At 62.1% G+C, this 26,495-nt stretch carries 28 protein-coding genes; 19 read left to right on the top strand and 9 right to left on the bottom strand.

Translation table 11 applies throughout. The annotated features are described in order from the left end of the window. Positions 1-972, bottom strand: a complete 972-nt coding sequence (locus OOZ53_RS06090) for a VOC family protein (RefSeq protein ID WP_271088749.1) — start codon at positions 970-972, stop codon at positions 1-3. Between the two features lie 191 nt (positions 973-1,163). Between OOZ53_RS06090 and OOZ53_RS06085 the strand changes: the two genes are divergently transcribed. The 5 genes from OOZ53_RS06085 (at position 1,164) to OOZ53_RS06065 (ending at position 5,908) form a co-directional block, all read left to right on the top strand. Then, complete coding sequence (locus OOZ53_RS06085; protein ID WP_271088461.1) at positions 1,164-2,447, top strand: aconitase X catalytic domain-containing protein; 1,284 nt, start codon at positions 1,164-1,166, stop codon at positions 2,445-2,447. Position 2,448: 1 nt separating this feature from the next. Further along, positions 2,449-2,880, top strand: a complete 432-nt coding sequence (locus OOZ53_RS06080) for an aconitase X swivel domain-containing protein (RefSeq protein ID WP_271088460.1) — start codon at positions 2,449-2,451, stop codon at positions 2,878-2,880. A 158-nt stretch (positions 2,881-3,038) separates the two neighbouring features. Beyond that, entirely contained in the window at positions 3,039-3,875 is an 837-nt protein-coding gene (locus OOZ53_RS06075) for a hypothetical protein (protein ID WP_271088459.1), read from the top strand. A gap of 4 nt (positions 3,876-3,879) precedes the next feature. Further along, positions 3,880-4,623: a sulfotransferase-like domain-containing protein gene (locus OOZ53_RS06070; RefSeq protein ID WP_271088458.1), complete on the top strand. Its 744-nt coding sequence runs from the start codon at positions 3,880-3,882 to the stop codon at positions 4,621-4,623. 22 nt (positions 4,624-4,645) lie between these two features. After that, positions 4,646-5,908, top strand: a complete 1,263-nt coding sequence (locus tag OOZ53_RS06065; protein ID WP_271088457.1) for a Coenzyme F420 hydrogenase/dehydrogenase, beta subunit C-terminal domain — start codon at positions 4,646-4,648, stop codon at positions 5,906-5,908. Here the strand turns inward: OOZ53_RS06065 and OOZ53_RS06060 are convergent. Beyond that, positions 5,905-6,828, bottom strand: coding sequence for a LysR family transcriptional regulator (locus OOZ53_RS06060; protein ID WP_271088748.1), 924 nt, complete (start codon positions 6,826-6,828; stop codon positions 5,905-5,907). The genes OOZ53_RS06065 and OOZ53_RS06060 overlap by 4 nt on opposite strands. Before the next feature lie 463 nt (positions 6,829-7,291). On the opposite strand from OOZ53_RS06060, the gene OOZ53_RS06055 reads away from it, so the two are divergent. Together OOZ53_RS06055 and OOZ53_RS06050 are read left to right on the top strand one after the other, a co-directional pair. Continuing rightward, positions 7,292-7,717, top strand: a complete 426-nt coding sequence (locus OOZ53_RS06055) for an antitoxin Xre-like helix-turn-helix domain-containing protein (protein WP_271088456.1) — start codon at positions 7,292-7,294, stop codon at positions 7,715-7,717. Next, a complete protein-coding gene (locus tag OOZ53_RS06050; protein WP_271088455.1) occupies positions 7,714-8,394 on the top strand; it encodes an RES family NAD+ phosphorylase in 681 nt (226 codons plus the stop codon). Before OOZ53_RS06055 ends, OOZ53_RS06050 begins: the two co-directional genes overlap by 4 nt. Positions 8,395-8,410: 16 nt before the next feature. Here OOZ53_RS06050 and OOZ53_RS06045 read toward each other — a convergent pair whose 3' ends face one another. Then, positions 8,411-9,502 (bottom strand): formylglycine-generating enzyme family protein, encoded by a 1,092-nt coding sequence (locus OOZ53_RS06045; RefSeq protein WP_271088454.1) that lies wholly within the window; start codon positions 9,500-9,502, stop codon positions 8,411-8,413. Positions 9,503-9,588: 86 nt separating this feature from the next. After that, the gene (locus OOZ53_RS06040; protein WP_271088453.1) at positions 9,589-10,953 is read right to left on the bottom strand and encodes a CoA transferase; all 1,365 of its coding nucleotides are present in this window, start codon (positions 10,951-10,953) and stop codon (positions 9,589-9,591) included. Between the two features lie 77 nt (positions 10,954-11,030). Here OOZ53_RS06040 and OOZ53_RS06035 point away from each other — a divergent pair, with 77 nt between their 5' ends. The 5 genes from OOZ53_RS06035 (at position 11,031) to OOZ53_RS06015 (ending at position 15,493) form a co-directional block, all read left to right on the top strand. Then, positions 11,031-12,173, top strand: coding sequence for a citrate synthase family protein (locus OOZ53_RS06035; RefSeq protein WP_271088452.1), 1,143 nt, complete (start codon positions 11,031-11,033; stop codon positions 12,171-12,173). A 135-nt stretch (positions 12,174-12,308) separates the two neighbouring features. Then, a complete protein-coding gene (locus tag OOZ53_RS06030) occupies positions 12,309-12,749 on the top strand; it encodes a Spy/CpxP family protein refolding chaperone (RefSeq protein ID WP_271088451.1) in 441 nt (146 codons plus the stop codon). Positions 12,750-12,872: 123 nt separating this feature from the next. Beyond that, complete coding sequence (locus OOZ53_RS06025) at positions 12,873-13,475, top strand: Spy/CpxP family protein refolding chaperone (protein WP_271088450.1); 603 nt, start codon at positions 12,873-12,875, stop codon at positions 13,473-13,475. A gap of 25 nt (positions 13,476-13,500) precedes the next feature. Next, positions 13,501-14,187 (top strand): response regulator, encoded by a 687-nt coding sequence (locus OOZ53_RS06020; RefSeq protein ID WP_271088449.1) that lies wholly within the window; start codon positions 13,501-13,503, stop codon positions 14,185-14,187. A gap of 34 nt (positions 14,188-14,221) precedes the next feature. Beyond that, positions 14,222-15,493, top strand: a complete 1,272-nt coding sequence (locus tag OOZ53_RS06015) for a sensor histidine kinase (protein ID WP_271088448.1) — start codon at positions 14,222-14,224, stop codon at positions 15,491-15,493. An 84-nt stretch (positions 15,494-15,577) separates the two neighbouring features. Here the strand turns inward: OOZ53_RS06015 and OOZ53_RS06010 are convergent, their stop codons facing one another. The 3 genes from OOZ53_RS06010 to OOZ53_RS06000 are packed head-to-tail and all read right to left on the bottom strand — an operon-like array spanning position 15,578 to position 17,074. Further along, positions 15,578-16,288 (bottom strand): DUF899 domain-containing protein, encoded by a 711-nt coding sequence (locus OOZ53_RS06010; protein WP_271088447.1) that lies wholly within the window; start codon positions 16,286-16,288, stop codon positions 15,578-15,580. A gap of 11 nt (positions 16,289-16,299) precedes the next feature. Further along, positions 16,300-16,746: an SRPBCC family protein gene (locus OOZ53_RS06005; protein ID WP_271088446.1), complete on the bottom strand. Its 447-nt coding sequence runs from the start codon at positions 16,744-16,746 to the stop codon at positions 16,300-16,302. Beyond that, the gene (locus tag OOZ53_RS06000; RefSeq protein ID WP_271088445.1) at positions 16,730-17,074 is read right to left on the bottom strand and encodes an ArsR/SmtB family transcription factor; all 345 of its coding nucleotides are present in this window, start codon (positions 17,072-17,074) and stop codon (positions 16,730-16,732) included. The genes OOZ53_RS06005 and OOZ53_RS06000 overlap by 17 nt, the downstream gene beginning before the upstream one ends. A gap of 150 nt (positions 17,075-17,224) precedes the next feature. Here OOZ53_RS06000 and OOZ53_RS05995 point away from each other — a divergent pair, with 150 nt between their 5' ends. Both OOZ53_RS05995 and sbmA read left to right on the top strand, forming a co-directional pair. Continuing rightward, positions 17,225-18,430, top strand: coding sequence for a YbfB/YjiJ family MFS transporter (locus OOZ53_RS05995; RefSeq protein WP_271088444.1), 1,206 nt, complete (start codon positions 17,225-17,227; stop codon positions 18,428-18,430). 121 nt (positions 18,431-18,551) lie between these two features. Next, positions 18,552-19,838, top strand: coding sequence for a peptide antibiotic transporter SbmA (gene sbmA / locus OOZ53_RS05990; protein WP_271088443.1), 1,287 nt, complete (start codon positions 18,552-18,554; stop codon positions 19,836-19,838). Positions 19,839-19,854: 16 nt separating this feature from the next. On the opposite strand, the gene OOZ53_RS05985 is transcribed toward sbmA, so the two are convergent. Together OOZ53_RS05985 and OOZ53_RS05980 are read right to left on the bottom strand one after the other, a co-directional pair. Continuing rightward, positions 19,855-20,841, bottom strand: a complete 987-nt coding sequence (locus OOZ53_RS05985) for a polysaccharide deacetylase family protein (protein ID WP_271088442.1) — start codon at positions 20,839-20,841, stop codon at positions 19,855-19,857. Positions 20,842-20,974: 133 nt separating this feature from the next. After that, a complete protein-coding gene (locus tag OOZ53_RS05980) occupies positions 20,975-21,307 on the bottom strand; it encodes a TraR/DksA family transcriptional regulator (protein ID WP_271088441.1) in 333 nt (110 codons plus the stop codon). 154 nt (positions 21,308-21,461) lie between these two features. Here OOZ53_RS05980 and OOZ53_RS05975 point away from each other — a divergent pair, with 154 nt between their 5' ends. The 5 genes from OOZ53_RS05975 to OOZ53_RS05955 all read left to right on the top strand — a co-directional run bounded on the left by OOZ53_RS05975 (position 21,462) and on the right by OOZ53_RS05955 (position 26,442). Beyond that, the gene (locus OOZ53_RS05975) at positions 21,462-22,046 is read left to right on the top strand and encodes an NnrU family protein (RefSeq protein WP_271088440.1); all 585 of its coding nucleotides are present in this window, start codon (positions 21,462-21,464) and stop codon (positions 22,044-22,046) included. A gap of 141 nt (positions 22,047-22,187) precedes the next feature. Then, positions 22,188-22,862: a tetratricopeptide repeat protein gene (locus tag OOZ53_RS05970; protein WP_271088439.1), complete on the top strand. Its 675-nt coding sequence runs from the start codon at positions 22,188-22,190 to the stop codon at positions 22,860-22,862. 39 nt (positions 22,863-22,901) lie between these two features. After that, positions 22,902-24,311: a ribosome biogenesis GTPase Der gene (gene der / locus OOZ53_RS05965; RefSeq protein WP_271088438.1), complete on the top strand. Its 1,410-nt coding sequence runs from the start codon at positions 22,902-22,904 to the stop codon at positions 24,309-24,311. A 155-nt stretch (positions 24,312-24,466) separates the two neighbouring features. Next, complete coding sequence (locus OOZ53_RS05960; RefSeq protein ID WP_425499114.1) at positions 24,467-25,642, top strand: cell wall hydrolase; 1,176 nt, start codon at positions 24,467-24,469, stop codon at positions 25,640-25,642. Between the two features lie 134 nt (positions 25,643-25,776). Then, complete coding sequence (locus tag OOZ53_RS05955; protein WP_271088437.1) at positions 25,777-26,442, top strand: class I SAM-dependent methyltransferase; 666 nt, start codon at positions 25,777-25,779, stop codon at positions 26,440-26,442. The last annotated feature ends 53 nt before the right edge of the window (positions 26,443-26,495 follow it).

Genomic DNA, 26,495 nt, shown 5'->3' with positions numbered 1-26,495 from the left:
TTAGCGACGATTGATCTCGCCGTAGAGCCACGGGCATTCGACGATCGGCGGCGCGCGCTGGCCGCTTGCGGCGGTGTCGAGCCGCATGTTGCGCATCCGGGCGCGCTCGTCATCCGGCAGGTAGAGCCGTTCGTGACCCCAGAAGCTCGGCCCCACATGGGTTTCGTGCGGCTCCCAGGTGGCCGGATCGATAACCCTGCCGCCCCAGCCGCTTTCGACGAAGAAACCGGACGGCGAATTGGCGTAGTAGCTCGTCATGTAATCGTTGGTGTGCCGGCCGAGCGTGTAGGCGATGCGGCCTTCCTCGAGCTGTGCCAGATCGTAGCCCTGGCCGACATCATCGAGGTTCTGGAACTCGACCATGAAGTGATGAAAGCCGGTCCGGCCGGAGCCGACCATCGCAAAGCTGTGATGGCGGCCGTTCACATGGAAGAAATAGAGCGGATAGGGCGTCAGTCCGTAGTCGCTCAGGTGAAAGCCCAGCAGGTCCCGGTAGAAGGGCAGAAGCGCGTCGATATTGGCGACATGCAGCACCGCGTGGCCCATGCCGAACGGGCCGGTGGTGAAGCCATCGATCGGGCGGCCCGGCCGGAACGGTTCGTCGGCGCGCATCGGGTTCCAGACAAGTTCGATCCGGTTGCCGTCAGGATCGTTGAAGACGATGAGATCTTCGACGAAACGCCGGTCCGCGAGCGCTCGGGAGCCGCGTGCTACCTGATGGCCCGCGCCGTCGAGGTGCGCGGCAAAGTGTTCCAGATCCTGATGGGTATCGACCTCCCAGCCGATAAAGGCCAGCGTGTCGCCGGGTTCGTTGGTCACCAGCAGCCTTTGTTTCCGGTCATCCATGCGAAAGGCAAGCGCTGTCCTGCCCCGGTCGATTCTCTGCATGGCAAGCAGCCGGCCCGCGAAATCGCCCCACTCATCGAGCCGGTCCGAGCGGATGCCGAGATATCCAAGCGCATGTATGGCCATTTCGCAGTCCTCAAATGCCGGCAGTCCGCTGAGCGAAAGATAAAAGCCGGCGGGCAGGCAACAAATATCAGGAATTCGGGTGTCCGTCTGCCGGACATTGCCTTGCGTGCAGGTAAAGGCAAAGACGGGCTTGGCGCGGGGCGTCTTTTGCATCATGTTCGCCGGATGAATGTGTCCTTTTGCGTTTCACCATGCACCTTGAGCTGACCGACAAGGACCAGGCGCTGCTTGACGGGGATGATGGCCCGCTTGGCCGCTTTGCCATGAATATTGTCGTCCGGGCGGCCGGGATTGCCGGTGCGCCATGGCTTGCCGATGTCTCCTTCGCCCATATCGACGCCTGTCATTACTACGGAACCGCGCATCTCGATTTCGTGCGCCGCTTCGCCGAGGCCTCTGCCCGGTTTCCTGTTCCGGTCTGGACCAACACGATACCCGTCAGCCTCCGGCGCCCGGAAAATCGTGCCGACGCCGGCGCGCGCTTCAACGAGGAGGCGAGGGAGGTCGCGCGGCTCTATGGCGAAATCGGCTGCCGTCCGGTCTGGACCTGCGCGCCCTATCAGATTCCGGGCGGCCCGGGTTTCGGCGACCAGATCATCGGTTCGGAATCCAATGCGGTCGCCTATTACAATTCCGTCGTCGGCGCCCGCACCAACAAATATGGCGACTTCCTCGATGTCTGTGCCGCCTATGTGGGCCGGGTGCCGTTTTCGGGCCTGCACACGGATGAGGGCAGGCGCGCAACGGTCGAGTTCGACCTGACCGGCCTGCCCGAAGAGGTGCGCCGGACGGAGATGTTCTGTCATGTCCTCGGCCACCTTGTGGGCGCGCACGCCGGCTCGAGGGTACCGCTGATCACCGGTTTGCCCGACGACACGCCGAAGGACAGCCTCAAGGGCATCAGCGCCGCCGTCGCCGCATCGGGCGGTGTCGCGATGTTCCATGCTGTCGGCGTGACGCCGGAAGCGCCCGACAGGCAGGCAGCCCTGCAGGGGCGCGATGCGGACGAGATCATTGTCGTCTCACCGGATATGGTCAGAGCTTCCTGGCAGTCCCTTTCACCGGCATCCGACGGCCCGCTCGATATGGTGGCGCTCGGAACGCCGCATTTTTCCGTTTCCGAGTTCGAGCGGCTGGCAAGGCTCGTCGACGGCAGGGCGGTTCATCCGGATGTGACCTTTTATGTCTCGACGAGCCGCTTCGTAGAGCAGATTGCTAAAGAGAAGGGATTCCTGCGGCCGATTGCCGAAGCTGGCATCGACGTGCTTGTCGATACATGCACCTACTTCTCGCCCGCAGTGCGAAACTGCCGCGGCCGGGTGATGACGAATTCGGCCAAATGGGCCTATTACGCGCCCGGCATGCTGTCGGTGGAGGTCGTCTTCGGAAGCATGGAAGATTGTGTGTTGTCGGCGACGACCGGTGAGGTCCGCCGGGAAACCGCGACCGCGCCCGGCAAGTTCTGGGACGTTTGAAATGAGCGGCCAATCCATCACGCGCATTCAAACAACGGTCCTCACTCCCGGCAGCGCTTCGGCGGAACTGCTGGTTCTGGATGAGGCGCTGAGTTTCTGGGGCGGTTTCGATCCGGTAAACGGCACCATCCTGGACCGGCATCATTCGCAGGCCGGCCGCTCGGTTTCCGGCAGGATCATCGTCATGCCGTCCAGCCGCGGCTCGGCCGGCACGCCGGCCGGGGTCGCAGAGAGCATCCGGCTGAACACCGGGCCGGTCGCCATCATACTTCGGCACCGCGATATCAATATCGCGATCGGCGCCATGGTCGCGAACGAGCTTTACGGAACGAGCGTGCCGGTATTGACAGCTGGAGAGATCGAATACCAGCAGTTGATAGATGGGCTGCATGCCGAAATCGCCACGGACGGCACTGTCCAGATCACCGGATAAGGCACCCGTCATCATATCAATTCTGATATCACAAGACGCGCAATAGGCATTGGCAAAGCATGGCCGGTTCTGCCAAGCTCGGTGTGCCGGGCCGTGTCGGCAACACGGCCCCCCAACAAGACGGGCAGGCCGATGCGCTGCCCCGCGGGAGGGATATCATGGGTTATGTGAAGCCCGCGGTCTGGGCTGATCCGAAGAACAAGCTGTTTCCTTATCAGGTGGGCTTTACCTGTCCGCCGCATGATTTCGATGCCGCACCGTCCGATTTCCTGCGCATGGCGCCCGAAACCGTCGGCGTGCATGGCCGCATGCTGCACGTGCCCGACTATGAGCACAGGCTCGACCAGCGCAAACGGAATTTTGGCCTGCTCGAGGAGTTCGTCGAATGCATGGCCAACAACGGCGCCGATGTCTGTGGCCAGGTCGGCTCCAACTGGGTTCACGCCAGCGGCCTCGGCGTCGACGGTATCCGCGATCATTGCGCGATGCTCAGCGACAAGTACCAGACGCCGTTCCACATGGCCGGCTACGCCATGGTGGAGGCACTGCGCGCGATGAATGTCGAGAAGGTGGCGCTCAACGCAGTCTATCACTGGCCCGACTGGTGGCAGGGGACAGCCGGCTTTCTGAGGGAAGCCGGTTTCGATGTTCTCTGGGCCGGCAATTTTGTCGACCAGGGCTTCATCGCCACCCAGGAAGAGTGCAATGCTCGGCGGTGGTGCTTCGACGGCGAGCTGGCCGCAAAATCCATGCTGTATGTGGCCGAAAAGGCGCCGGGTGCCGATGCTTATCTCGCCAATGGCATGTGCAATTTCCGTCGGCCGGGCGACGGTCTCGCCCAGCGCTTCGTTTCGCTTGAAGTTGAACTGGAAGCGCTGCTGGGCAAGCCGGTAATCACCCACGACAACGCGCTCTACTGGCGCTTGTTCAAGACCCTCGAAATTGCGCCAGTCACCCGCCAGGGCGCTCTTTTGTCAACGCTTTACAACGGATAGGCCAATGCACAAGATCCTTGTTTTATGGGCTGTGCCCCGATCGACCTCGACCGCTTTCGAATGGATGATGCGCCAGCGCGGCGATCTGGAATGCCTGCATGAACCCTTCGGCGAGGCCTGGTACCAGGGCGAGGCGCCGCTGTGGCCACGCCTGACCGCGGACAGTGTGAGGACGCCCGGCCTGACACTGGATTCGGTCTGGGAGACGCTTGCGGCGATGGCACGCGAGAAGCCTGTCTTTTCCAAGGATTTCCCGCATTATATCGAGCATATGTGGACAGACGACCGGCTGGATATGTTCAACCACTCGTTCCTTATCCGGGACCCCGCGAAAACCATCACCTCCATGTATTCCAAATGGCCCGACTTCCATGAAAAGGAAGTCGGCTTTCTTGAGCAGCGCGCCTTGTTCGATCGTCTGGCGGATCGGGACGGCAAGGCGCCGCCGCTGATCGACAGCGACGATCTGCTGGAGGCGCCGCACCGGATCGTCGCTGCCTGGTGCGAGGCCGTGGGTATTCCGTTCATCGAAGATGCGTTGAGCTGGCAGCCCGGCGCCCGCGACGAGGTGAGCTGGTGGGACGGCGGTTCGTTCCACGCCAATCTGCGCAATTCCGACGGCCTCAAGCCGCAGACGCGCCGCCACATCGATATTGCTGATGCGCCGGACCGTGTCAGGGAGGTCCATGAGAAGGTGCTTCCCCACTATGAGCATCTTTACGCGCACCGCATTACGGCCGATGCTTAGAGGGCGCGCGTGATGAGGAACAATGACGCCTGAGGACAGATTCTACCGCATTGTCGAAAGCGGCCTGTGCATTGGCTGCGGCCTGTGCCAGTCGGTTGCCGGCAAGGGGGCGGTCCGCATGGACAAGGCCGAAAATGGCGAGTTGCGGCCCCATGTCCATGGCACGCTGACTGATGATGCGGTCGATGCGGTTTACCGGACCTGTCCCGGCACACGGGCGGAAGGATTGCCGGAAAGCGTGGCAAAGCAGGCGCCGCATTCCGATACTGTCTGGGGGCCTTATCACGCAATGGCGCTCGCCTGGGCCGCCGAGCCGCAGACACGGCACGAGGGATCGGCCGGCGGCGTCCTGACAGCGCTGGGCCGCTATCTTCTCAGTAGCGACAGGGTGTCGTTCATCCTGCATGTGAAGGCGTCGGCCACGGAACCTTCCTTTGGCGAGAGAACGCTGAGCTTCAGCGAGGCGCAGGTCCTTGAAGGCGCCGGCTCGCGCTATGGGCCGACAGCCCCGCTGGTCGATTTCGAGGACGCCCTGGCGCACGGCGAGCCTTTCGCGCTGATCGCCAAGCCGTGCGATCTCAATGCCGTGCGCAATCTCGCGCATCACGATCCGCGCGTGAACGCCCTTGTGCGCTATTGGCTCAGCCCCGTTTGCGGCGGCTACATGCCGACCGAGGCGATGCACCGGTTCATGGGCGAGCACGGTATCGAGCGGTCGAATGTCGCCGCATTGCGCTATCGCGGCTTCGGCTGTCCCGGACCGACGACGTTTTCAATGCAAAGCGGTGAAGAACGCTCGTTCCACTATCTCGATTTCTGGGGCGAGGACGAAAGCGCCTGGTCGCTGCCGTTCCGCTGCAAGATTTGCCCGGACGGCATCGGTGACGGCGCCGACATCGCCGCGGCCGATATCTGGCCCAATGCAACCCCGGACAGGCTCGGCTCGCAAACCGATCCGGGCTTCAACTCGATCATCGTCCGCACGGCGGCCGGCATTGAGCTGGTGGATGCGGCCGTCGATGCCGGCTTTCTCGCCATGGGAGAGCAAGTCGGGCCGGATTTCATGAACGACACACAGCCGCATCAGAAGAAGAAGAAACTTGCCGCCGGCACCCGTCTCGAAGCCATCGCCCAATCGGGCCGCCCGAGGCTTGAAACCGTCGGATTGCGCCTGGAGGAGCTGGCGGCGCTGAATGGCGATAAAAACAACCGCCTTGAGCGCGAGGGTACAGCGCGCCGCTTGCGCGAGGGGCAGGGCATGGAACAGCGGCCGGGCGGCGGCTAATTGCCCTGCGCCATCGTAGGGGCATCGCCCTGCAACTGCCGCATGATGCGCAGCGCCGCCGCATTCTCCAGTCCCTTGGGCGTCAGCCGCGCCCACAATTTGGTCCGGCGCTCGATCCATCGGTCTTCGATCTGAACCAGCGCGCCGTCGGCGAGATAACGGTCGACAAAACCGCGCCAACCGAGCGCCAGCCCCTGGCCGTTCACCGCGGCCTCCAGCAGGTAGACATAATTGTCGAAGGTCTCGACGGTTATCCCGCGAACGGCGATGCCTCGCGCCTCGAACCAGTCGTCCCAGACGGCCCAGCCGTAATTGGTTTTCGAAAGGGCGAGCAGCGGCACGTCGCCCCAGCCCGCCGCCGGGTCCTGAAGTTTTGAGCGCAGTTGCGCGACGAGGTCAGGCGCGCCCACGGGCGTGATCAACTCTGGCGTGACGATGGTGGCATTCTTTCGGTCCTGCGCGTCGGAATATTCGAAGACAAGATCCACACCCGTATCGAGGATCGACGGGACCAGGCTGTATTCGCTGGTGATGATGCGGATGTCGGCCTTGCCGCCCAGCGCGCGCTTGAGATTGGCGTAGCGCGGCATCACGAACAGATGCGACACTTCGTGCGTGCAGGCGATCGTGACGTCGTTCTGCTCGGATAGCAGCGAACGTTCCGCATTCTGCACTTCTTCCAGCGCCGAGGTCACGGCGCCGAAATAGAGTTCTCCTGCCCGCGTCAGCGCAACCCGCTTGCCGGCCCGGTCGAAGAGTTTCACACCGAGCCTTGTTTCGAGGTTGCCGATATGCCGGCTGACCGCCGATTGCGACGTGTTCAGCTCTTCCGCCGCGCGGGCAAAGCCGCGCAGGCGGGCAACGCTCTCGAAGGCCGTCAGGCTGCTTGTCGATGGGATTGTATAGCGCCGGCTGCTCATGGCCGACACGATATTGCGGCCCGCGCGAATTGCAACGCCGACCTGCCGGGTTGTCTCTGCCGGTAAGCTGGAATCGGGGAGGCTCCAGGCCGCCGTTCCAGGCAAAACCGTTATGGCTCAGCGGACCGGGAGCCCTTGCCGTCATAAGCTTCACCACATCATCCCGCTTCCGGGGGCGTTCGCGGCGATCACTGATCGCAGCAGATGCTGTTTTACGGCTTGACGCACAGTGTGACTGACTGATTCATATTGATAGAAAACTCGTTTAGAGATTTGAAAATAAAAGATAATTAACTGAGGTTCCTTTGCAATTATCTGCGTCTGCATTCGTAACCGCCACATTGCTGACATTGGAGTCTGATGCAGCCTGAACGGCTGAATTTCGAAATATCGTTTTGCGCAAGAATCCTTGAAATATGCCACAAGGCACATTATTATTAGACACATGGCAAGGAAACCGAATATGGTACTGCAGGCTGTGCAGGAGGATTTCGCCGGACCGGGAGCCGGCCTGTCTGCCTACGACGACGACCGCGTCGCGGCGGTCGCCGCCAAGGCCTATGCGCGGATCGTCGCTGCCTGGAAACTCAACAACAGGCTCGCTGCGGACCTTATCGCGGTCAGTCCGCGCACCTGGGCGCGCATGAAGAGCGGGCAGTGGTCCGGCCGGCTGAACCGCGATCAGCTGATGCGCGTCAGCGCCATAACCGGCCTCTACAAGGCATTGCATCTTTATTTCAGCGATGCGCTGGCGGACCGATGGATCGGCCTTCGCAACAGCGGCCCGCTATTTGCCGGGCATGAGCCGATTGAAACAATGATCGAGGGCGGTCTGCCGGCGATCATGGAGACGCGCAACTATGTCGACGCCCTGCGGGGTGGGGCGTGACACCACCGCAAACGACCATCTGCCAGCAGGCGACCATCCGCCTTGTCCCCACAGCCTATTACAAGCCGCCCGTTCTGGCGCCGCTTGTCGACGGTGACGAGGAGCTTGCGATCCTGGCCGAGATCGAGGGGTTGACGAACCGCCGGCTGAAGGCGCAGAGCACCGGCCTTCCGGCGCTCGACCCGCGCGAGCTGGCTTTCAATGTCTGGGGCCAGTCCTATATCAACGCCGCCTTTGCCTATACGAGGGCCGGCGGCAACCGCTTCAACGATGAAAGCCGCGGCGCGTGGTATTGCGCGTTCGAGGATCTGACGGCGATTGAGGAGGTGGCGTTCCACAAGACGCGCGAACTCGCCGCGATCGGCGTTTTTGAAGAACAAACGGTCTATCAGAGCCTTCTTGCCGCCTTCATAGGCGATTTTCACGACATGCGCGAGGTGGAAGGCAATCCAGCCTGTCTCGGCAAGGATCCGCACACCGCCTATCCGGAGGGGCAGGCCTTTGCTGCCGCGTTACGGAAAGATGGCGCTCGCGGCGTCATCTACCCCTCGGCGCGGCGCAAGGGCGGCACCTGTCTCGTCGCCTTTCATCCGCATCTCGTTCAGAACGTGCGTCCCGGCGCCCGCTGGAAGCTGATCTGGGACGGATCGCCCGACTACACGGCCGTTGCGGAGTGAAACCGCAAGTCCGATCTCAGCGCTTGTCCCAGGCGGTATCGTCCAGAGACACCACGACGCGGAAACCCATGACATTGCTGCGACCATTGTCGCCGGCATCCGGTCCTTCCACGGCGTTCGATTCAGGTACGTAGCCGTAGAACAGCCTTTCCGAGGCGCGCATCGAGACGTGCAACAGTTGATAATCGCCTCCGCGCGCGACGTAGAGGGAGCAATCCTTCTTCAGTCGTGGCGCACCGTCCGTCGGCGCGCCTTCATAGCTGTCGAACCAGCAATCGGCAGTGAGCTCCTGGACATTGCCCGCCATGTCATGGATGCCCCAGCCATTGGGCTTGTAGCTGCCGACCTCAGCCGTCCATTCCGGCGATATGGCTTCACCGCAAGGTGCGGCCATTCCGGCCTGATAGCCTGAATTGCGGTCGCCGAAATTGGCGTAGTCGCAGGCTTTGCCGAGATCATCGCCCCAGAAGCCGACGGTCCTGGTTCCCGCCCGGGCCGCATATTCCCATTCGGCTTCGCTTGGGAGACGATAGCTGCGGCCGGACTTTTCGCTGAGCCAGTCCAGATATCCCTGAATCTCCAGCCGGGAAACGCAAACGGCCGGCTGGTTGCCCGTGACAGGAAGGCCGGGCTGTTCGAATGAGCCGTCCGAAATGAAAACGAAAAACGGTCCCGTGGGTACCTTTCCGTCGTCGGGATGCCGGGTCCCGCTAAATTTCTTTGCCAGCTTGCCCTTCTCCATCAGGCGGATGCCGCAGGTGCCACCGACCTGCGCGCCGGTCTGCTGCACATAGGCGGCGAATTGATCGGTCGTGACTTCGAACCGGCCGATTGCAAACGGATAGCCGATGCTGACTTCGCGGACCGGATGCTCTGAGGGGACGAAACCGATAAACATGTCCTTTTGTTCCTGGTCGGTCGCACCCATCATGAACGTGCCGGTGGGAAGAACGACCATCTCCGGACATTCGTCACAATCGCTGAATTTCGAAAGCGGTTCCGGCAGCGTTTCGCTGCGCGCACCGCCGGCAAAGGGCAGGTTCAGACAGACCAAAGGCGTGATCAATAAAGCCGCGCGGCAATACCGCGACATGTTTTGCCAGATCATCGTTTCCTCCGCGATGCATGGTTTCCGACCGTCTGAAGCAGCGTAAAGAGCCGGTCAATATTGAGCAAGCGGCGCCGTCCTGTCCGCTAAGACCTGTCCCTCCATGCGGGCTCTGCTGCGCGCAATTGGCCCGCCGGGGTGTCCCAGGCGTGGTCAATGCCGCCGATCTTCAGCGGAAAACGCACGCGCCGCGCAGGGCCCCAGTCCGTTTTCTCGATTGTCGGATCGAGATCATCCGGCGTTTCGGGCGCCATCGATCCAGCTGGAGCGGCCAGCTTCGTGGTGCTCAACAGATGCGCCATCCGTGCCAGCGACAGGCGTGCGGAGGCCACGCGACCGCTGACATCGCGATCATGCAGGGCGTGCAGCACGGCCGCGGCAAGCAGATAGCCGGTCGCGTGGTCGAGCGCCTGAACAGGAAGCGGAACGGGCTTGTCCGCATCATTAGCCTTCATGCCGTGATCGGCAATGCCGCTGCTCATCTGCACGAGACTGTCGAAACCGCGCCGCCCGGACCAGGGACCCGACCAGCCATAGGCGTTGAGGCACACATCGATCAGGCGTGGATTGATGTGTCGTCGAGCCTCCTGTGGATAGCCCAGATTGTCGAGCGCGCCCGGCCTGTAGCCGTGCAGGAACACATCGGCTTTTGCCAGCAGGTTTTCGAACCGCAAGCGGTCTTCGGCGGATTTCAGGTCAAGGCCGGCGCATCGTTTTCCCAGCGTGACCTCCGGAACGACACCGGGCTCGTCCCAGTCTGGCGGATCGATGCGCAGAACGTCGGCGCCATAGGCGGCCAGGAAGCGTCCGGCCACCGGGCCGGCCAGCACGCGCGTCAGATCGAGCACCCTTATACCTTCGAGCGGCCGGCCTTGTGTTTGCGAGCGCTTCGCCGCTTCGCCAGCGCCATGATCCTTCCAGTCAATCAGCGGTTCCCTCGCAACGGCCAATCCCTGCGGATGCGCGGCCCAGCCCTGGAGACTATGCATCTGTGCGGCGCAGCCGCCCGCCGCGACAATGGCCGTTTCGAGTTCCTCAGCCTTCCACGCGGCGACAAGGGGCTCGAGTGCCTTGCGATCGGAGGCGGGGCCAAGGACGGACAGGGCGGCTCGCCGATGATGCGGTGCGTTCGTGTGCAGGCGGATCCAACCGTCGGCAGTGCGGTAGTCACCGGCGACAGGGTCCCAGGGGGAGGGCATCTGCCAGCCGGTCGGGCGCAAAGTCATGTCGAACCACAATGAAGCCAACCTGCGATCGACCGCGACATCCGGCGGTGGCTCGTCCTCCGGCGTCGCCAGCCGCGCAAGCTTGCTTGCCGCTACGCCGACAGCGGCAACCGCCAGATCGCTGACCGCGAAACAGGATGGCAGGGCGCCAGCGCCCGTTATTGTCAGCGCAAGATCCTTTTTTTCGCCCGGAAACGCCTGTGCAATCGTGTCAATCAAAGACATTTCGGATCCTTTCCTGTCGATGCGCCGCAATAGACCGGTGGTTTGACATCGGGTCAATCTTGATCAAGATAATCAATATGAAAAATCCGGCGGACAGCGATTTCTGCACCGTTACGGCCCCTGAGGCATGCGCAATGCTCGGCATTTCCCGGGACACGCTCTACGCCTATGTCAGCCGTGGGCTCGTGCGGACCATCGCGCATCCGGACGACGCCCGGCGCAGCCTCTACGACAGACGCGACATCGAATCTCTGAGCACGCGAAAACGGCGCGGCCGATCCCGCCGCGCTGTCGCCGAATCCACCATCAACTGGGGCGAGCCTATCCTCACCTCAAAGATCACCCGCATCGCCGACGGCCGCTTTTACTATCGTGGGAAGGACGCCGTTGTGCTGTCGAGGACCGTCACGCTTGAGGCGGCGTTGATACTGCTTGCGGGCGTTCACATGCGCTCCCCATACAGTTCCGTTGCCGATCGGCCGATGAAGGAAGAGCGGACGCCTTTCGATCGCATTCTGCTGGAGATGGCACGGCAAGCCGTTGGCTCGCGCGGTGGAGATGGTCGCCCGCGCGCCGGGGAACTGATGCGATTGACCGCGCTGGCCGCGTCCAGTGGGAGCGACCGGCCGGACTTGCCGATGCATCAGCTCCTGTCACGCGCGTGGTGCAATAATCCGTCCGCCGCAGATCTCATGCGCCGCGCTCTGGTCTTGTGTGCCGATCACGAACTCAACGCGTCGACCTACGCAGCACGGGTTGCTGCGTCCGCCGGCGCCTCGTTGCCGGCGGCATTGCTGGCCGGTCTTTCAACGCTGTCCGGCACCGGTCATGGCGGTATCACGACCCGCTGCCGGCGCTGGATGGACGATGTGGAAAGTCGGGCTCGGCAAAGCGTCCCGGATGTCGCAACGGACGGAACGCCGCCGCCCGGCTTTTCCCATCCGCTCTATCCCGACGGCGATCCGCGTGCCGCAGAACTTCTGACCCATATCGGAATATCGGACAGATGGCAGCGGATCGTCGAGGAGGTCCATCGGCGGACCGGCTCCCATCCAAGCCTCGATTTTGCACTTGCCATGCTGGAACGCCGGCTGCGGCTTGTCGAGGGCGCGGCGCTTGGCATCTTTGCGGTCGGACGCATGGCGGGCTGGCTTGCGCATATATTCGAACAGAGACGCAGCGGCAGGCTGATCAGACCGCGTGCGCAAACAGGCGGATAGTCCGGCCGCCGCTCCGGCTTTACATAACTTTACATTGACGAAAAACGCCCGAAACGGCGGCGGCATAGAACTGCTTTTGTGAAATCCGGGACACTGCGCCGGCGATCCGCCGGCCTTCGCACAGAAAGCAATCTCATGACCCAGAAACCCCCAGTCAACACAGTCCGATTGATCTTTCTCGGCGGGTTCTACCTGTTTCTGCTGCTTCTTTACGCGACCGCCGCGCCGGCGCAGGAAAACGCGGCGTCCGGCAGACCGGCCGCTGCCGAACAGATCAGGGCCATGGCCGATCAGCTGAACTTGAGCGATCAACAGCGCCAGGCGCTGATACCGATCCTCCAGCAGCATGGGCAGGCGACAAAGGCGATCCTCGAAAAACACGGGATCGATCCGGCTTCGGGAGAACGCCCGCCATTGCGCAAGATGCTGTCCGTTCGCGGCGATATGAAGAAGAACCGTGCAGCGTTCGAGAAACAGGTGGCGGCGATCCTGTCGCCTGCCCAGATGGATACGTTCAAAAGGCTGCAGGAACAGCAGCGCCAGGCCCTTCGGGCGCGCCTGACCGGCGCGGACTGATCCGCCGGGGCGGAATTTACATTTCTTTACCTGGCGGAAAAGCCCGCGAAACTTCAGCACACCAGATTTGATGACAAGCCTCGAGGCAAGGTCTCCGTGGCGACGACAACAAAGGAGCAAGACATGTCCAACGAGCAGCAAAATCCGAACTCCGGCCGCTTCACGAAAGGCAACCGCCTGGCGATCGCGCTGATAGCCGGCGCAGGCATCGCGGCAGGCGGCATATTCACCGTTCAGGCCGTGGCCGACAGCAAGACCTATCAGCATGTCCGTATGCTGACTTCGGATGGCGGCGCTGAATTCACCAAGGCGGCCTGGGGCGGACACCGCCGCCGCGGACCGAACTTCTCCGAAATGTCCGATACGGAAATCGAAAAGCACATCACGCGCGCGGTCAAACATCTGGCAATCGAGATCGACGCGACCGAGCAGCAGCAGGAACAGATCGTCGCTCTGGTTCTGCCGGCGGCCATCAACATGAAGACCCTGCGCGGCGAGATGCGCGGCACGGGCCAGGAGTTCGCCGAACTGCTGACCTCTCCCACGGTCGACCGCGCAGCGATTGAGGAACTGCGTGCCGAAAAGCTTGCGGAGGCCGATCAGATCAGCAAAGAATGGGTCAACGTTGTGACCGATGTCTCCATGGTGCTGACCGCGGAGCAGCGCGATACGATCAAGGAACGGTTGGATCAGTTCCGGTCGATGCGTGGCGGATGGCGCCACTGAAACCGGTCTGCTCGACAAATTTTGAATGACCCAACAGATTCTTCTTATTGAAGACGATGCACGGCTCGCCGAGATGGTCAGGGACTATCTCGGCGAATCCGATTTTGCGGTTACGATCGCGGCAACCGGCGCGGAAGGCATTGCCCTGCAGCGCCAGCGTGGTTTTGATGCCGTGCTGCTCGATCTGATGCTGCCGGACACGGACGGTCTGGAGGTTTGCCGCACCATTCGTGCGAATGACCGGGTGCCGATCCTGATGCTGACAGCCAAGGGTGAGCCGATGGACCGCATTGTCGGCCTTGAGCTCGGAGCCGACGATTATCTCCCTAAACCGTTCGAGCCGCGCGAATTGCTGGCGCGGCTGCGCGCGATATTGCGTCGCGGCAGGGGCAACGAGCCGGCGGAGATCCTGCGTTTCGGCAGCCTGGAGATCGATGCGCACGCCATGGAGGCGCGTGTGGGCGGGCGGATCTGCAGCCTGACCCCGCACCAGTTCAAACTGTTGCAGATCATGGCCGGAAGCGCCGGCCGGGTGCTCAGCCGCGACTACATCATGAATGCGTTGAAGGGCGAGGATCTTGCCGCCTTCGACCGGTCGATTGACGTGCATGTTTCTCGTATCCGCGCCGAGATCGAGGAGGACCCGAACAAGCCACGCCGGCTGATCACCGTGAGGGGAGCGGGCTATGTGTTTGCCCGGTCGCAAGACTGATGCGGTCCGGTTCCCAGGCTGAGGGGCGCAGAGCATGCTGAGGCGGCGGCTGTATCTGCAGATCTACCTGACGCTGATCGCCAGCCTCGTTCTGGTGGCGATCCTGTCGGGCATTTTGTGGAACGCATTCGGTCGCGATGGCGACGAGCGACGCATCCTCGACGTTGCGGGCCGTTTCGTTGCGCTTGCCTTGCCTGCCGCCGATGCACCGGATAGCGAGCAGCAGGCGGCTGTCAGCTCGCTCGGCCGGGAACTCGATCTCGACATCAGCCTGTTCGACCCGCAGGGACGGCTCATCGCCGCCCATGGCGAGCCGAGAATCCTGCGTGCCCGTCATCGCGATCGCAGCGGCTGGCGGCGTACATCGGGAGGGCCGGCCTTTTCCCTGCAACTGCCCGACGGCCGGTCGGTGGTTGCCGCTCCGGCAGAGGACGGCCCGTTCGAGCCGTTGCGCGATTTGCTGCTGGCCCTGTTGCTTGTCGCGGTCTGCGTCGGCCTTGCGGCGTTTCCTCTGGTGCGGCGGCTGACAAAGCGGCTGGAAATCCTCCAGCGCGGTGTCGAACGGATCGGCGCCGGCGATTTGAGCGCCCGTGTCGAGGTGCGTGGCCGCGACGAGGTGGCGAAGCTGGCGGAGAGTTTCAACGAGGCGGCCGAGAAAATCGAGAAGCTTGTGGGCGCCCATCGTCTGCTGCTCGCCAATGCGTCGCACGAGCTGCGCACACCGCTTTCGCGCATCCGGCTCGGCCTTGAAATGTCGAAGGGCGAACAGGACCCGAAGCGCAGGCAGGCGCTGCAGCAGGACATAGCTGAACTCGACAACCTCATCGACGAGATCCTGCTCATGAGCCGGCTGGACGCGGGCGCCAATGTCAATCTGGACCAGGCCGTCGATCTCGTTGCCCTGGTCGCGGAGGAGTGCGCACGCTTTGACGATTGCCGCATGTCGGGCCGGGTGCCCGAGATCACGGGCGATCCGCGCCTGCTTCACCGCCTGCTGGCAAATCTTCTCGAGAACGCCCACAAGCACGGCGTTCCGCCCGTGACCGTCGAGATGGATGCAGACGATGACGCGGTCACCCTGACCGTCCGCGACAGCGGGCAGGGCATTCCCGAAAAGGATCGCGAAAAGGTGTTTCAGCCGTTCTACCGGGGCGCCGACAGGCAGAATGTCGACGGCTACGGCCTCGGCCTGCCCCTGGTCGAGCAGATCGCCAAGGCGCATGGCGGTTCCGTATCGATCCTTCCGCCCGCGCAGGAAAAATCGGCGATACGGGTCCGGCTGCCGCGCAACGCGCCCGGAAAATAACCGCGCCGATCGTAAGGCGCGGGAACGCCACAAAAGCATACAGGCCGCGATGCGGCCTGTATGAAGCGGTCTCATGAAAGCCCGCTACGCCTTGCCGTATTCGTCGCGCAGGCGAATCCAGTCCATGGTGTAGGGCAGGCCGTCCTCGTCACGCCCCTTCGGGACGAGGTCGAGGAAATGATAGCAGGCAATCAGCATGTCGAGGCCCCGCGCATAGGTGGAATAGGTGTGATAAACTTTCCCGTCCGCGTCCTTGTAGAAGACGCTGGCGCCCGGTGCCTCGTCCGCCGGAAACGTGCTGGGACGATAATTATACCGTATGGAGCCGTCTTCCCGCGCTTCCTTGCTGAAAGAGACGTCGAAATCGTAGTTGAAGTCGCTGCCGAGCGAGGATACCCAGTCGAAGCTCCAGCCCATGCGCTTCTTGAAGGCATTGAGCGTAGCGAGCGGCGCGCGCGAGGCGGCAACGAGCCTGACGTCCCGTGCTGCAAGATGCACGACGCTGCGGTCGAAACTGTCGGCAAGGAAAGAGCAGCTTTTGCACCCCGCCTCCCAGTCCGGCCCGTACATGAAATGATAGACAATGAGCTGGCTGTGACCGCCGAACAGATCGCTCAGCGATTTCCTGCCTGCGTCGGTGTCGAATGCGTAGTCCTTGCTCACCTCCACCCAGGGCAATGATTGTCGTTCGCGGCTAAGTGCATCGCGTTCGCGGTTGAAGGCTTTCTCGCGCTCAAGCAGCGCAACGCGCGCCTTCAGCCACTCGTCGCGGGAAACGACGGCATGATCCTGCATGGCTTTTCTCCCTATTCAAACAGCCGGTCGAGACAGTTGAAGCTCGATTCCCAGCCCATCCGGTGATTGTCGCGGTTGCCCACCTCGGAGAAGGCGCGCTGATCCAGCATCATTTTCGTGCCGCCCTCGACCGCTTCGAACGTGACCGTGATTTCCGTTTCTTCTCCGCGCGAGCCGTCGGGCTGACGCCAGGCCCAGGTGAAGACAAGCCGGTTCGGGTGCTCGATCGCCTTGTAGACCCCGGAGACGAACACCTCGCCGCCTTCCGCGTTGCGCATTGTCGTCTCCCATGCGCCGCCCACCCGCACATCGAGTTTGTGCTGGGGAATGCTCATGCCTTCCGGTCCCCACCATTGAACCAGCATGTCCGGGTTCACCCAGGCGTCGAACACCTGTTCGGGCGGCGCTGAGATCGTGCGCTCGATATAGAGAACCTGGTCGTCAATCACGGTCGGCATCTGTGTTTTCCTCTTCCTTCTTGTCCTGCAGAACCTTTTCCAGACGATCGAAAGACGTCTGCCAGAAGCGGCGGTAGCGCCCGATCCAGTCATCCAGGCTGCGCATGCTTTGCGGGCGCACCCGGAAAGACCGGAACTGCCTGTCGATCCGCCGTTCGATCACGCCCGCTTCCTCGAGGACCTTCAGATGTCTGGAGATAGCCGGTTTCGAAATGTCGAAGGGCTCGGCAAGTGAGCCGGCCGTCTGGTCGCCCTTTTCCAGCAGTTGTTCGACAATGGCGAAGCGGGTCGGATCCGACAGGGCGGAGAATATGGTCTGGACGTTCATTATTTGCCTCATTTGTTAAATAACACTAAGGTTAATTATTGGGCGTGTCAAGCGGCAACCCTGCCGGGCACGATGCGCTGGACTCTCGGTGCATGACCTATACGCAAAACCGGCCTTGCGCGCAGCGCGACGGAATGCCATAGCTCGCGCATGTTTCGCCGCTCCCGGAAGGCGGAAGCGTTTCCCGCCGGATCCCAATCGAACACGTCGGTCGTCTGGCTTGCCGCGGGCGGGCTGGTCGCCATGGCCGTTGCCATGGGGCTCGGCCGCTTCGTCTATACGCCGCTCCTGCCGGACCTCATGCTGGGTCTCGGCCTCAACCCCGCCGACGCGGGGCTGATCGCATCGGCCAATTATCTCGGCTATCTGCTCGGCGCCGTTCTGGCCGCCTATGGCTGGGCGGCAGGCATCGAGCGGCTGGTGTTTCTGGGCGGCCTGGCCGCGACGACGTTGCTGCTCGCCGCCGTTGCCTTTGCCGATGGCGTATTGGCGCTTTCCATCATCCGTTTCGCGGCGGGCATAGCCAGCGCCTTTGGAATGATCTTTGTGAGCACCATCATATTCAGCCATCTCGATGCGGCGAACCGCCACGATCTGCAGGCTGTTCACTTCAGCGGTGTCGGGCTTGGCATGATCATTTCAGCGCTGCTGCTGCTGGTGCTCCTGCGGCTCGATGCGCCTTGGCAGGTCGGCTGGTATGCGTCGGCGGCGATTGCGCTGCTCGGCACGCTCTTTGCGGCCGTCATTATCCGGGCCGAACCCGTGCGTTCCGCGAATGGGAACAAGGAGCCGCCGCTCGTGTGGGACCGGTCCCTGGTCCTGATTTCGATCGCCTACGGGCTTTTCGGCATGGGCTATATCGTCACCGCGACATTCCTCGTTGCCATTGTCCGCGGCGATGCCGGACAGTCTCCGCTGGAAGCCTGGGTCTGGATGGCGACGGGCGGCGCGGCCGCGATCTCCCTCTTTGCGTGGGCGCCGTTTCGCAGGCGTTTCAGCCTGTTTGCCGCATTTTCCACGGGCTGTGTCATCGAGGCGGTTGGCGTGGCGGTCAGCGTGCTGGTCCCGCTGCCTTTCGGACCGTTTGTCGGCGGTACATTGCTGGGCGCCACTTTCGTCGCGATCACCGCCTTCGGCCTTCAGGCGGGAAGGTTGCTTGCCGGCCAGTCGCCGAGGCGTGCATTGGCCATCATGACCGCCTGTTTCGGCACAGGCCAGATCATCGGCCCGGTTGTCGCCGGCTTTCTGGCCGAGCTGTCGGGCAGCTACACGTCGGGCAGCCTCGTGGCCGCATTGGCACTCATTGTGGCGGCCGCATTGGCGACATTGGCGGCGACACACGCGCCGGGAACGTAATTGTGATATGCAAAGCGCGGTTTACGGCCATAGGTATTCGTTCCAGGTAAAATGCGTTAATGGGCGGTCAGACTTTTCGATCCCGTCAACATAACAAGCAGACAACCGGAAGAGACGAGCCGTGTTCAAATCCTTCTTTCCCCAACCAAAGGTGTTTTTTCTGTCGGCAGTCGCCTGGTCTCTGATATCAGCGTTTGTCTGGTACATGTACGGCACCGAGATCGGCACGGCATTGGGATTTGAGTTTGGGGAGGATGATGGGCAGGTCGTCGGCATCCGCTATTTCTGGACGCAGAGTTTCCTGTGGTTCTATGTTTACTACGCCGCGGTTGTCGTGGTCTTCGCGGCCTTCTGGTACCGCTACGCGCCGCATCCCTGGTTCATATGGTCTGTGCTCGGCTCGGCGCTGATTCTGTTTTCCACCTATTTCTCCGTCCAGGTTTCGGTCGCGCTGAACAACTGGCGCAGGCCCTTCTTCGATTCGGTTCAGTCGGCGCTCGACGGCGAGGGTACGGTAACGGCGGCCGATCTCTACGGACTGATCATGATCTTCGGCTACATCGCCTTCATGGCCATGGCCGTATTCGTCGCAACCCGCTTCCTGGTCAGCCACTATATTTTCCGTTGGCGCACGGCCATGAACGACTACTACATGTCCCGCTGGAAAGAGGTGCGGCACATCGAGGGGGCATCGCAGCGCGTACAGGAAGACACGATGCGTTTTGCCGGCATCATGGAGGGTCTGGGCGTCAGCATGGTCGATTCCGTTATGACGCTTTTTGCGTTCCTGCCGGTCCTGTGGAGCCTTTCGGGCTATGTCACTGAACTGCCGATCATTGGCGCAATCCCGTCGCCCTTGTTCACGGCAGCCATTTTCTGGTCACTCTTCGGAACCGTCCTGCTGTCTGTTGTGGGGATCAAGCTGCCGGGTCTCGAATTCAAGAACCAGCGTGTCGAGGCGGCCTACCGCAAGGAACTGGTTTATGGCGAGGACGATGAAGACAGGGCGCAGCCGCCAACGGTCGCCGAACTGTTCAACAATGTCCGCAAGAATTATTTCCGCCTCTATTTCCACTACATGTATTTCAACATCGCACGCGGCTTTTATCTCCAGGCCGACAACATCTTCGCCTACTTCATCCTGATTCCGACCATTGCTGCGGGCAAGATCACGTTGGGTCTTATCCAGCAGATCCTGACGGCCTTCGCGCAGGTGTCGAATTCCTTCCAGTATCTCGTGAATTCCTGGACGACGATTGTCGAGCTGATGTCCATCTACAAAAGGCTGAAAGCCTTCGAAGCGGCGATCAGGAACGAGCCGCTGCCGGACATCGATCAGGCCTATCTGGCGCGCGTCGATTCCTCCTCGGACCCGCTTTCAACGGCGATCGAGGCCGAGCGGCCGTGATTTTCGGAGACTGACGTCAGGCGCCATCGACGCGGCTCTGCGCCTTGATGGTCTCGAGCGCCTCGGCATAGGAGATGCAGGCAACGTCTTCCCGGTCGCAGACCTCGGACAGCAGCCGCTCCATGGCCCGCCAATAGGCGCCGCCATTCATTTCCACGAAGTGAAAGCCGATCTGCAGCGGCCGGCGCCGGCCTTCATACTGACGGTCGAAGGCGCGCCGGAAGGCGCTATAGGCGCGCGCTTCATAGATCTCCGACCTGGCAGCATTCTCGACGCCGGCGGAGTGGCGCACGAAAAGATTGTAGTCCATGGCGATCACCCGGCGGTTGCGCGGCCCTTCCGGAATGAGCGGCAGGTCGAATGTGCTGAAGGCAAGGCCGGTGCGCGGCTGTTCAGGATCGCGCGAGACGCCGCTGGCGTCATAGGTGTAGCCGGCTTTCTTCAAAGCCGGGTTCAGGTTGCTGTTGGTGGAAAGATAGGGTGCGCGGAAGCCGGTGACGTCGTCGCGCACGAAGGATCGCCAGCCTTCCGGCTCCTTGTCTTTCGCGCCGGCATTCGACCATGCATTCTCCAGCGTTGACGAGAAGGCCGAAAGCTCGGCGCGCCATTGCCTCTCGCTCCAGTCGCCGCCGTCGAAATGACCGCAGGCGTGGCTGCCCATCTCATGGCCTTCGCTACGCGCCTGCCATATGTGATCGAGCCGCTTCAGCACCTCGGCCTCATTCCTTGCAAATCCGATATTCGAACGTCCGGCCTTCTGCGCCGGACCCTGATAGGACCAGCGCTGGTCGCGCGTCATGAGAAACGTGCAGGACAGGAAATAGGTGAAACGGGCGCCCGTGCGCTGTGCTATGTCCCGGCTCTTCTGCCACAGCCTGTTGTCGTGCGCACCATCGAACGAGATGATGACAAGCTGGTCGGGCCTGGCGTCATTCGCCTGTGTCTGAGGGACGGAAAGGGCACAAAAAACGGCGACTGCGGCGAAGCGATACGATTTGAACATGAGGCCCTTCGACAACGGAATCAATCACAATATCACGCGGCGGCTTGATGCAGCGCTGGCCGAGCGACGACGGTAGAACGGCGAACTTGATCGGGCAATTTGCTCAAGCAGCGCTGTCGGATCTGCGCTTCCGCTACGAAGCACAATGCACACATTTTTCAGCCATTGGGTCGATTTCAAGGCGGCCGTCCGGAATCTCCTCGTCGCATTCTGCACAATAGCCGTAATCGCCCTCCTTGATCCGCCGTTCCGCCATTTCTATGCGCACCAGGTCCCGCTGCCGCTGTCGCTCCTGGGCCTCGGCCATGGCCTGTTGCTGCATCGAGTCCATGCGCGACAGTCGGCCAACGGCCTGTTGATCGAGCACGACGGTCGAGCGCGATTCCTCCGAGAGCTCCGAAAGGGCCTCGATTTCGGCCTTGCGATCGGCGAGCCGTTTTCTTGCAATTTCAAGATCAATCGCCATTTTCCTATGCTAAGGAGGCGATTCCGGTGGCGCAAGTTTCGTCCGGTGCGATAGTAAACGTACCGGCATGGTGCTTGCCGAAACCCGGAAGCCAGCGGTGGGCACGGTCTTGGCTGTTTGCGGCGGTGACCCGAGCAAGCAAATTGGGGGTTACATGCTGATACTGATACTGGGATTGATCCTTTTTCTGGGCATGCATTCGGTCCGCATCGTCGCACCGGAGTTCCGCGACCGGGTGATCGCAACCCGCGGCGAAAACGCCTGGAAGGGACCTTATTCACTCGTCTCGCTTGCCGGCTTCGTGCTGATCGCCTGGGGATTCTCGATGGCCCGTTTCGAGGGCCCGATCCTCTACACGCCGCCGATCTGGATGGCGCATATTGCGCTCTTCCTGATGCTTCTGTCCTTCATATCGCTTGCGGTGTATGGCGTTCCGGCCGGCCGGCTGAAGGCTGTTTTGAAGCACCCGATGCTTGTGGCAATCAAACTGTGGGCTTTGGCCCACTTGCTTGCAAATGGCGATCTTGCATCGCTGCTCCTGTTCGGCACTTTTCTGATATGGGCGGTGGCCGACCGTATTTCGGTCAAGCGCCGTGTGCTCGAAGGCCAGGTCGAGGACATCGAAACCGGTCCGGTGCGCAATGATGTCATCGCCGTCGTCTCGGGCTTTGTCCTTTATGTGCTGTTCGTCTGGAAGCTGCACGAATGGTTGATCGGCGTGCCGCCCGTGGTGCTTTAGCCCGCAGGCTTTGCCGACCGCTTTATATTTTTCCTTACATATGCGGCAAAATCGGCTACAAGGCGCGCCTGAACAACAAGAGACAATAACCGCGGGCCATGGCCCGCGCCGAGATGAGGGCCGGTAGATCCGGTAGACACCATGTCCGATGAAAGTTTTATCCGTGAGGTCGATGAGGAACTGCGTTCCGATCGGATGAAATCGATCTGGAAGCGGTTCGGCATATACATCATAGGCCTTGCAGTGCTGGTCGTGGTCGGCACGGCCGGCGTGCGCGGATATGAGTACTGGCAGCAGACCGAGGCATCGCGGTCGGGCGATGCGTTCCTGGCAGCGCTCAATCTTGCCCGCGAGGGCCGCCAGGACGAGGCGCTTGTCGCGCTGCGCGAACTCGAGAAGAGCGGTTACGGATCCTATCCGGCGCTGGCGCGCATGCGGGCCGCGACGGTACTCGCCGACTCCGGCGAACATGAAGCGGCAATCGCGGATTTTTCGACCATCGGCAACGACCGCAGCGTGCCGGCGGCAATTCGCGACATAGCCCGCATCCGCGCGGCCTACCTGCTGGTCGATTTCGGTTCCTATGACGATGTCGCGGTCCAGGTCGAACAATTGAGCGGCGCGGAAAACCCGATGCGGCACTCCGCCCGGGAAGCGCTCGGCCTGTCGGCCTGGAAGCAGGGTGACTTCGTTCAGGCGCGGCAATGGTTCGAGCTGATTGCCGGCGATACCGGCGTCCCGGGCGGCATCTCGCAGCGCGCGCAACTCATGCTGGATGTTATCGCCGCCAGCGGGCAAGGCGGACAGCAGTCCTGATCCGCTGGACCGCTGTGTCGACGTGAGACGGTCGCACACATGACATTTTCCGTTGCAATCATCGGGCGCCCCAATGTCGGCAAGTCGACATTGTTCAACCGGCTTGCCGGACGCAAGCTCGCCCTGGTCGACGACACGCCGGGCGTGACCCGCGACCGCCGCCCCGGCGAGGCGCGGCTTGTCGATCTCAAATTCGGCATCATCGACACCGCCGGGCTTGAAGAATCGGGACCCGATACGCTCGAAGGACGCATGCGCGCCCAGACCGAGGCCGCCATTGACGAGGCCGATCTGTCCCTGTTCCTCATCGATGCCAAGATGGGCCTGACGCCGGCTGACGAGACGCTGGCGACGATCCTGCGCAAGCGCGGCAAACCGGTCGTGCTCGTCGCCAACAAGGCGGAGGCGCGGGGTTCCGAGGCAAGCCTTCTTGACGCATTCCGTCTCGGCCTTGGCGAACCCTGTCCGATTTCTGCCGAGCACGGCGAGGGCATGCTTGATCTTCGCGATGCGATTGTCGCGGCGATCGGCGAGGAGCTGGCGCTGCCCATCGAGGACGAGGAAGCCGAAACGGATGTCGCGGTGTCCGACGAGGGCGAGGACGCGGGCGACGACTATGATGAAAGCAAACCCCTGCGCGTTGCGATCGTCGGCCGTCCCAATGCCGGCAAATCGACACTGATCAACCGCTTTCTCGGCGAGGAGCGGCTTTTGACCGGACCGGAAGCGGGCATTACGCGCGACTCCATATCCGTCGAATGGGAGTGGAGGGGCCGGCGCATCAAGATGTTCGACACGGCGGGCTTGCGTCGCAAGGCGCGTGTCCAGGAGAAGATCGAGAAGCTTTCCGTGGCCGATGCGCTGAGGGCGATTCGTTTCGCCGAGGTGGTCGTCATCGTGCTCGACGCCGACGTGCCGTACGAGAAGCAGGACCTGCAGATCGCTGATCTGGTCATTCGCGAGGGCAGGGCGCCGGTCATCGTTTTCAACAAATGGGACAGGATCGAGGACCGGCAGCAGGTGCTCGCCGATCTTCGCGAGAAGACCGAGCGATTGCTGCCGCAGGTGCGGGGCATCCGGGCCGTGCCCGTTTCCGGTCTGACGGGCACCGGCCTCGACAAGATGATGCAAGGCGTCGTCGACACGCACCGGGTCTGGAACCGGCGCATTCCAACCGCGAAGCTCAACCGGTGGCTGGAGTCGATGCAGGTTCAGCATCCGCCGCCGGCCGTCTCCGGGCGCCGCATACGCTTGAAATACATGACGCAGATAAAGGCCCGCCCGCCGGGATTCGTCATTTCCTGTTCGCGTCCGGAAGCCTTGCCGGCTTCCTATACGCGCTATCTGACAAACGGGCTCCGCGAGGATTTCGATCTTCCCGGCGTGCCCGTGCGGGTCTCCTACCGCAAGGGCGACAATCCTTACGCGCCGCGCAAGAAGCGCCGGTAGCGGAGCGCGGCGGCTGACCGAATGCTACACGTGTGAAACAATTTTTTATCCGCAAGTCTGTGAAAAAAGGCGGGCCTGCCCGATTAACGCTCCATAAAGGTTAATACTCCATCATCCGAACAATAGTGTTCAGTACGGGTGCGCGGAGTAGGGTATTGCGTCAAAGATTTGCCGATTTGGGCCGGCTGGCGTCATTGGACCGTGGCTGGACAGCCCCCCTTGCATTTGGGGTGCTGGGTTTATTCCTTTCGACATCGCCTACGGAATATTCGGATATGGCCAGTGTTGTCGCGGGAGCGGCGACCAGCGACTCCCGCTGGCAGACCTATCTCGTTGACGCGCCCGCGGGCTCGATCCACGAAGCCGAGCTGGTCTTCGTCGATCCGATCACCACCGGTTCCACAAAGGGCGTCAGCATGAAAACGTCGGACGGGCGCACGATCGCGTTCCGTCACAAGAACGGCCATACGGATGCCGGGCCGGATGAGGACCGGGTCACGCGCGATCAGAAGCGCGGCAGGGTGACGAGCACCGTGCCGGTGGCCCCGCCCAGGAATTTCTCGGCCGGATCGATTCTCGAACGCCGCAGCATGGTGACCACGCCCGCCGACCTCGACGGGCTGCAGATGGCCTTTGTCGAGCCGGATATACGCGGCCGCGAAGTAGCGATCGCGACGGCGTTTCACAGCCGCACGGAGCCGAAAGCCGCCGGCAAGGTGCCGGTCATGCTGGCCAGCCTGGTCAACAACGACAAGCCCGATGTGCTGGCCACGGCCTACGCGCCGGAAGGGCCCGACTATGCAAGCACGTCGCCCTTTGAGTCGATCCTGCGGACCGAGGAAGAGAGCGGACGGTTCTTTCCGCCCGTGCCGAAAAACGACCACGCCTGGGCCGGCAATGCGCTGCCGCCGCATGTCTTCACCGACCGCGAGCAGCAATGCCTGGCCTCCGGCGTCTATTTCGAGGCGCGTGGCGAGCCGGTAAAGGGCCAGGCGGCCGTTGCCCAGGTCATTCTCAACCGGGTTCGCAATCCGGCCTATCCCGACACGATTTGCGGCGTCGTCTACCAGAACAAGCGCTGGCGCAATCGCTGCCAGTTCTCCTTTGCCTGCGACGGGATTCGCGACCGGGTGCGCTCGCGGCACCACTGGTCGATTGCCAAGGACGTGTCCATGGCCGTGACGGCCGGCAAGATCTGGCTCGATGAGGTGGGTTCGTCCACCCACTATCACGCAACCTATGTACGCCCGAAATGGGCACGCCGCATGAAGCGCGTCGGCCGTATCGGCCTGCACATCTTCTACCGCACCCACGGCGGCGGCTGGAGCTAGCGAACAACTGCATTTGATCGGATTGATCTTGCCCGGCGCTTGCCGCCGGGCGCGAGCGTGTCTATCTGTGACGCGGCACGCGCCGTTCGACGGTTCCGCGCCCGATGATGTGAACGTGTTGAAAAGGCAAAGCGATGGCGACCTGCAATATCTGCGGCGGCACAGAATTCAAACCGGGCCCGTCGGGCAGGATGGCCAAGAACGGCCAGGCGCCGCGCTGCGTGAACTGCAAGTCCCTCGAGCGCCATCGCATCATCCGGCAGGTCTATGACGTGCTCCCCGATGCATTGCTGGCGAAAGCGGCCGCATTGCAGTTCTCCCGCGATATCGCCGCGCCGAAGGAGCGTTTCAAATCCTTCGAGATTTCCGTCTTCGAAGAGGAAAACAGCCTCGATCTGAGCGCTATCGACCGTCCGGACGAAAGCTACGACTGGATTATCGCGAACCATGTGCTGGAACATGTCGAAGATGATTTCGCCGGCATGCGCGAGCTGTTTCGCGTGCTGAGGCCGCAGGGTGTTCTTCAGATCACCGTCCCGGTGACCGCCTTTTGCGTCGAGACCTTCGAACTCGGGCGGGCGGCCCCGGAAAGCCACTATCACTGGCGCGGTTACGGCAGCGATCTGCCACTGCGTTTCAAAAGGGAACTGGACGGAATATACGGCCTGTCGGCCATCGGCATGGACGCGATGACGGAACGCTGGGATGTCGTGTACCTGTTTACACCGGCCCATGCGGTCATGCGGGAAATGAGCGAGGCCATGTTCGCCGCCAACATGCCCGTCCTGCGCTGTTGCTGAAGCGCGTTTCGCTGCAAACGAAGAATGCGTGCAAATCGCTGGAAAAGCACCCG

Source organism: Allohoeflea poritis (assembly GCF_027889715.1).
GTDB lineage: Bacteria > Pseudomonadota > Alphaproteobacteria > Rhizobiales > Rhizobiaceae > Hoeflea_A > Hoeflea_A poritis.
Note: the sequence above shows the minus strand (reverse complement) of the source record. Positions and strands in the feature narration are given on the sequence as shown.

What these genes read in the sequence shown, in the direction of transcription:
- OOZ53_RS06085 (WP_271088461.1), top strand. Translation starts at nt 1,164, where the DNA reads ATGCACCTTGAGCTGACCGACAAGGACCAGGCGCTGCTTGACGGGGAT.
- OOZ53_RS06055 (WP_271088456.1), top strand. Translation starts at nt 7,292, where the DNA reads ATGGTACTGCAGGCTGTGCAGGAGGATTTCGCCGGACCGGGAGCCGGC.
- OOZ53_RS06015 (WP_271088448.1), top strand. Translation starts at nt 14,222, where the DNA reads ATGCTGAGGCGGCGGCTGTATCTGCAGATCTACCTGACGCTGATCGCC.
- OOZ53_RS06075 (WP_271088459.1), top strand. Translation starts at nt 3,039, where the DNA reads ATGGGTTATGTGAAGCCCGCGGTCTGGGCTGATCCGAAGAACAAGCTG.
- OOZ53_RS06000 (WP_271088445.1), bottom strand. Translation starts at nt 17,074, where the DNA reads ATGAACGTCCAGACCATATTCTCCGCCCTGTCGGATCCGACCCGCTTC.
- OOZ53_RS06045 (WP_271088454.1), bottom strand. Translation starts at nt 9,502, where the DNA reads ATGATCTGGCAAAACATGTCGCGGTATTGCCGCGCGGCTTTATTGATC.
- OOZ53_RS06090 (WP_271088749.1), bottom strand. Translation starts at nt 972, where the DNA reads ATGGCCATACATGCGCTTGGATATCTCGGCATCCGCTCGGACCGGCTC.
- OOZ53_RS05980 (WP_271088441.1), bottom strand. Translation starts at nt 21,307, where the DNA reads ATGGCGATTGATCTTGAAATTGCAAGAAAACGGCTCGCCGATCGCAAG.
- OOZ53_RS06070 (WP_271088458.1), top strand. Translation starts at nt 3,880, where the DNA reads ATGCACAAGATCCTTGTTTTATGGGCTGTGCCCCGATCGACCTCGACC.
- OOZ53_RS06035 (WP_271088452.1), top strand. Translation starts at nt 11,031, where the DNA reads ATGAAAAATCCGGCGGACAGCGATTTCTGCACCGTTACGGCCCCTGAG.
- OOZ53_RS05955 (WP_271088437.1), top strand. Translation starts at nt 25,777, where the DNA reads ATGGCGACCTGCAATATCTGCGGCGGCACAGAATTCAAACCGGGCCCG.
- OOZ53_RS06020 (WP_271088449.1), top strand. Translation starts at nt 13,501, where the DNA reads ATGACCCAACAGATTCTTCTTATTGAAGACGATGCACGGCTCGCCGAG.
- OOZ53_RS06080 (WP_271088460.1), top strand. Translation starts at nt 2,449, where the DNA reads ATGAGCGGCCAATCCATCACGCGCATTCAAACAACGGTCCTCACTCCC.
- OOZ53_RS06060 (WP_271088748.1), bottom strand. Translation starts at nt 6,828, where the DNA reads ATGAGCAGCCGGCGCTATACAATCCCATCGACAAGCAGCCTGACGGCC.
- der (WP_271088438.1), top strand. Translation starts at nt 22,902, where the DNA reads ATGACATTTTCCGTTGCAATCATCGGGCGCCCCAATGTCGGCAAGTCG.
- OOZ53_RS05970 (WP_271088439.1), top strand. Translation starts at nt 22,188, where the DNA reads ATGTCCGATGAAAGTTTTATCCGTGAGGTCGATGAGGAACTGCGTTCC.
- OOZ53_RS06005 (WP_271088446.1), bottom strand. Translation starts at nt 16,746, where the DNA reads ATGCCGACCGTGATTGACGACCAGGTTCTCTATATCGAGCGCACGATC.
- OOZ53_RS05985 (WP_271088442.1), bottom strand. Translation starts at nt 20,841, where the DNA reads ATGTTCAAATCGTATCGCTTCGCCGCAGTCGCCGTTTTTTGTGCCCTT.
- OOZ53_RS06030 (WP_271088451.1), top strand. Translation starts at nt 12,309, where the DNA reads ATGACCCAGAAACCCCCAGTCAACACAGTCCGATTGATCTTTCTCGGC.
- OOZ53_RS05975 (WP_271088440.1), top strand. Translation starts at nt 21,462, where the DNA reads ATGCTGATACTGATACTGGGATTGATCCTTTTTCTGGGCATGCATTCG.
- OOZ53_RS05995 (WP_271088444.1), top strand. Translation starts at nt 17,225, where the DNA reads ATGTTTCGCCGCTCCCGGAAGGCGGAAGCGTTTCCCGCCGGATCCCAA.
- OOZ53_RS06010 (WP_271088447.1), bottom strand. Translation starts at nt 16,288, where the DNA reads ATGCAGGATCATGCCGTCGTTTCCCGCGACGAGTGGCTGAAGGCGCGC.
- OOZ53_RS06040 (WP_271088453.1), bottom strand. Translation starts at nt 10,953, where the DNA reads ATGTCTTTGATTGACACGATTGCACAGGCGTTTCCGGGCGAAAAAAAG.
- OOZ53_RS06025 (WP_271088450.1), top strand. Translation starts at nt 12,873, where the DNA reads ATGTCCAACGAGCAGCAAAATCCGAACTCCGGCCGCTTCACGAAAGGC.
- OOZ53_RS06065 (WP_271088457.1), top strand. Translation starts at nt 4,646, where the DNA reads ATGACGCCTGAGGACAGATTCTACCGCATTGTCGAAAGCGGCCTGTGC.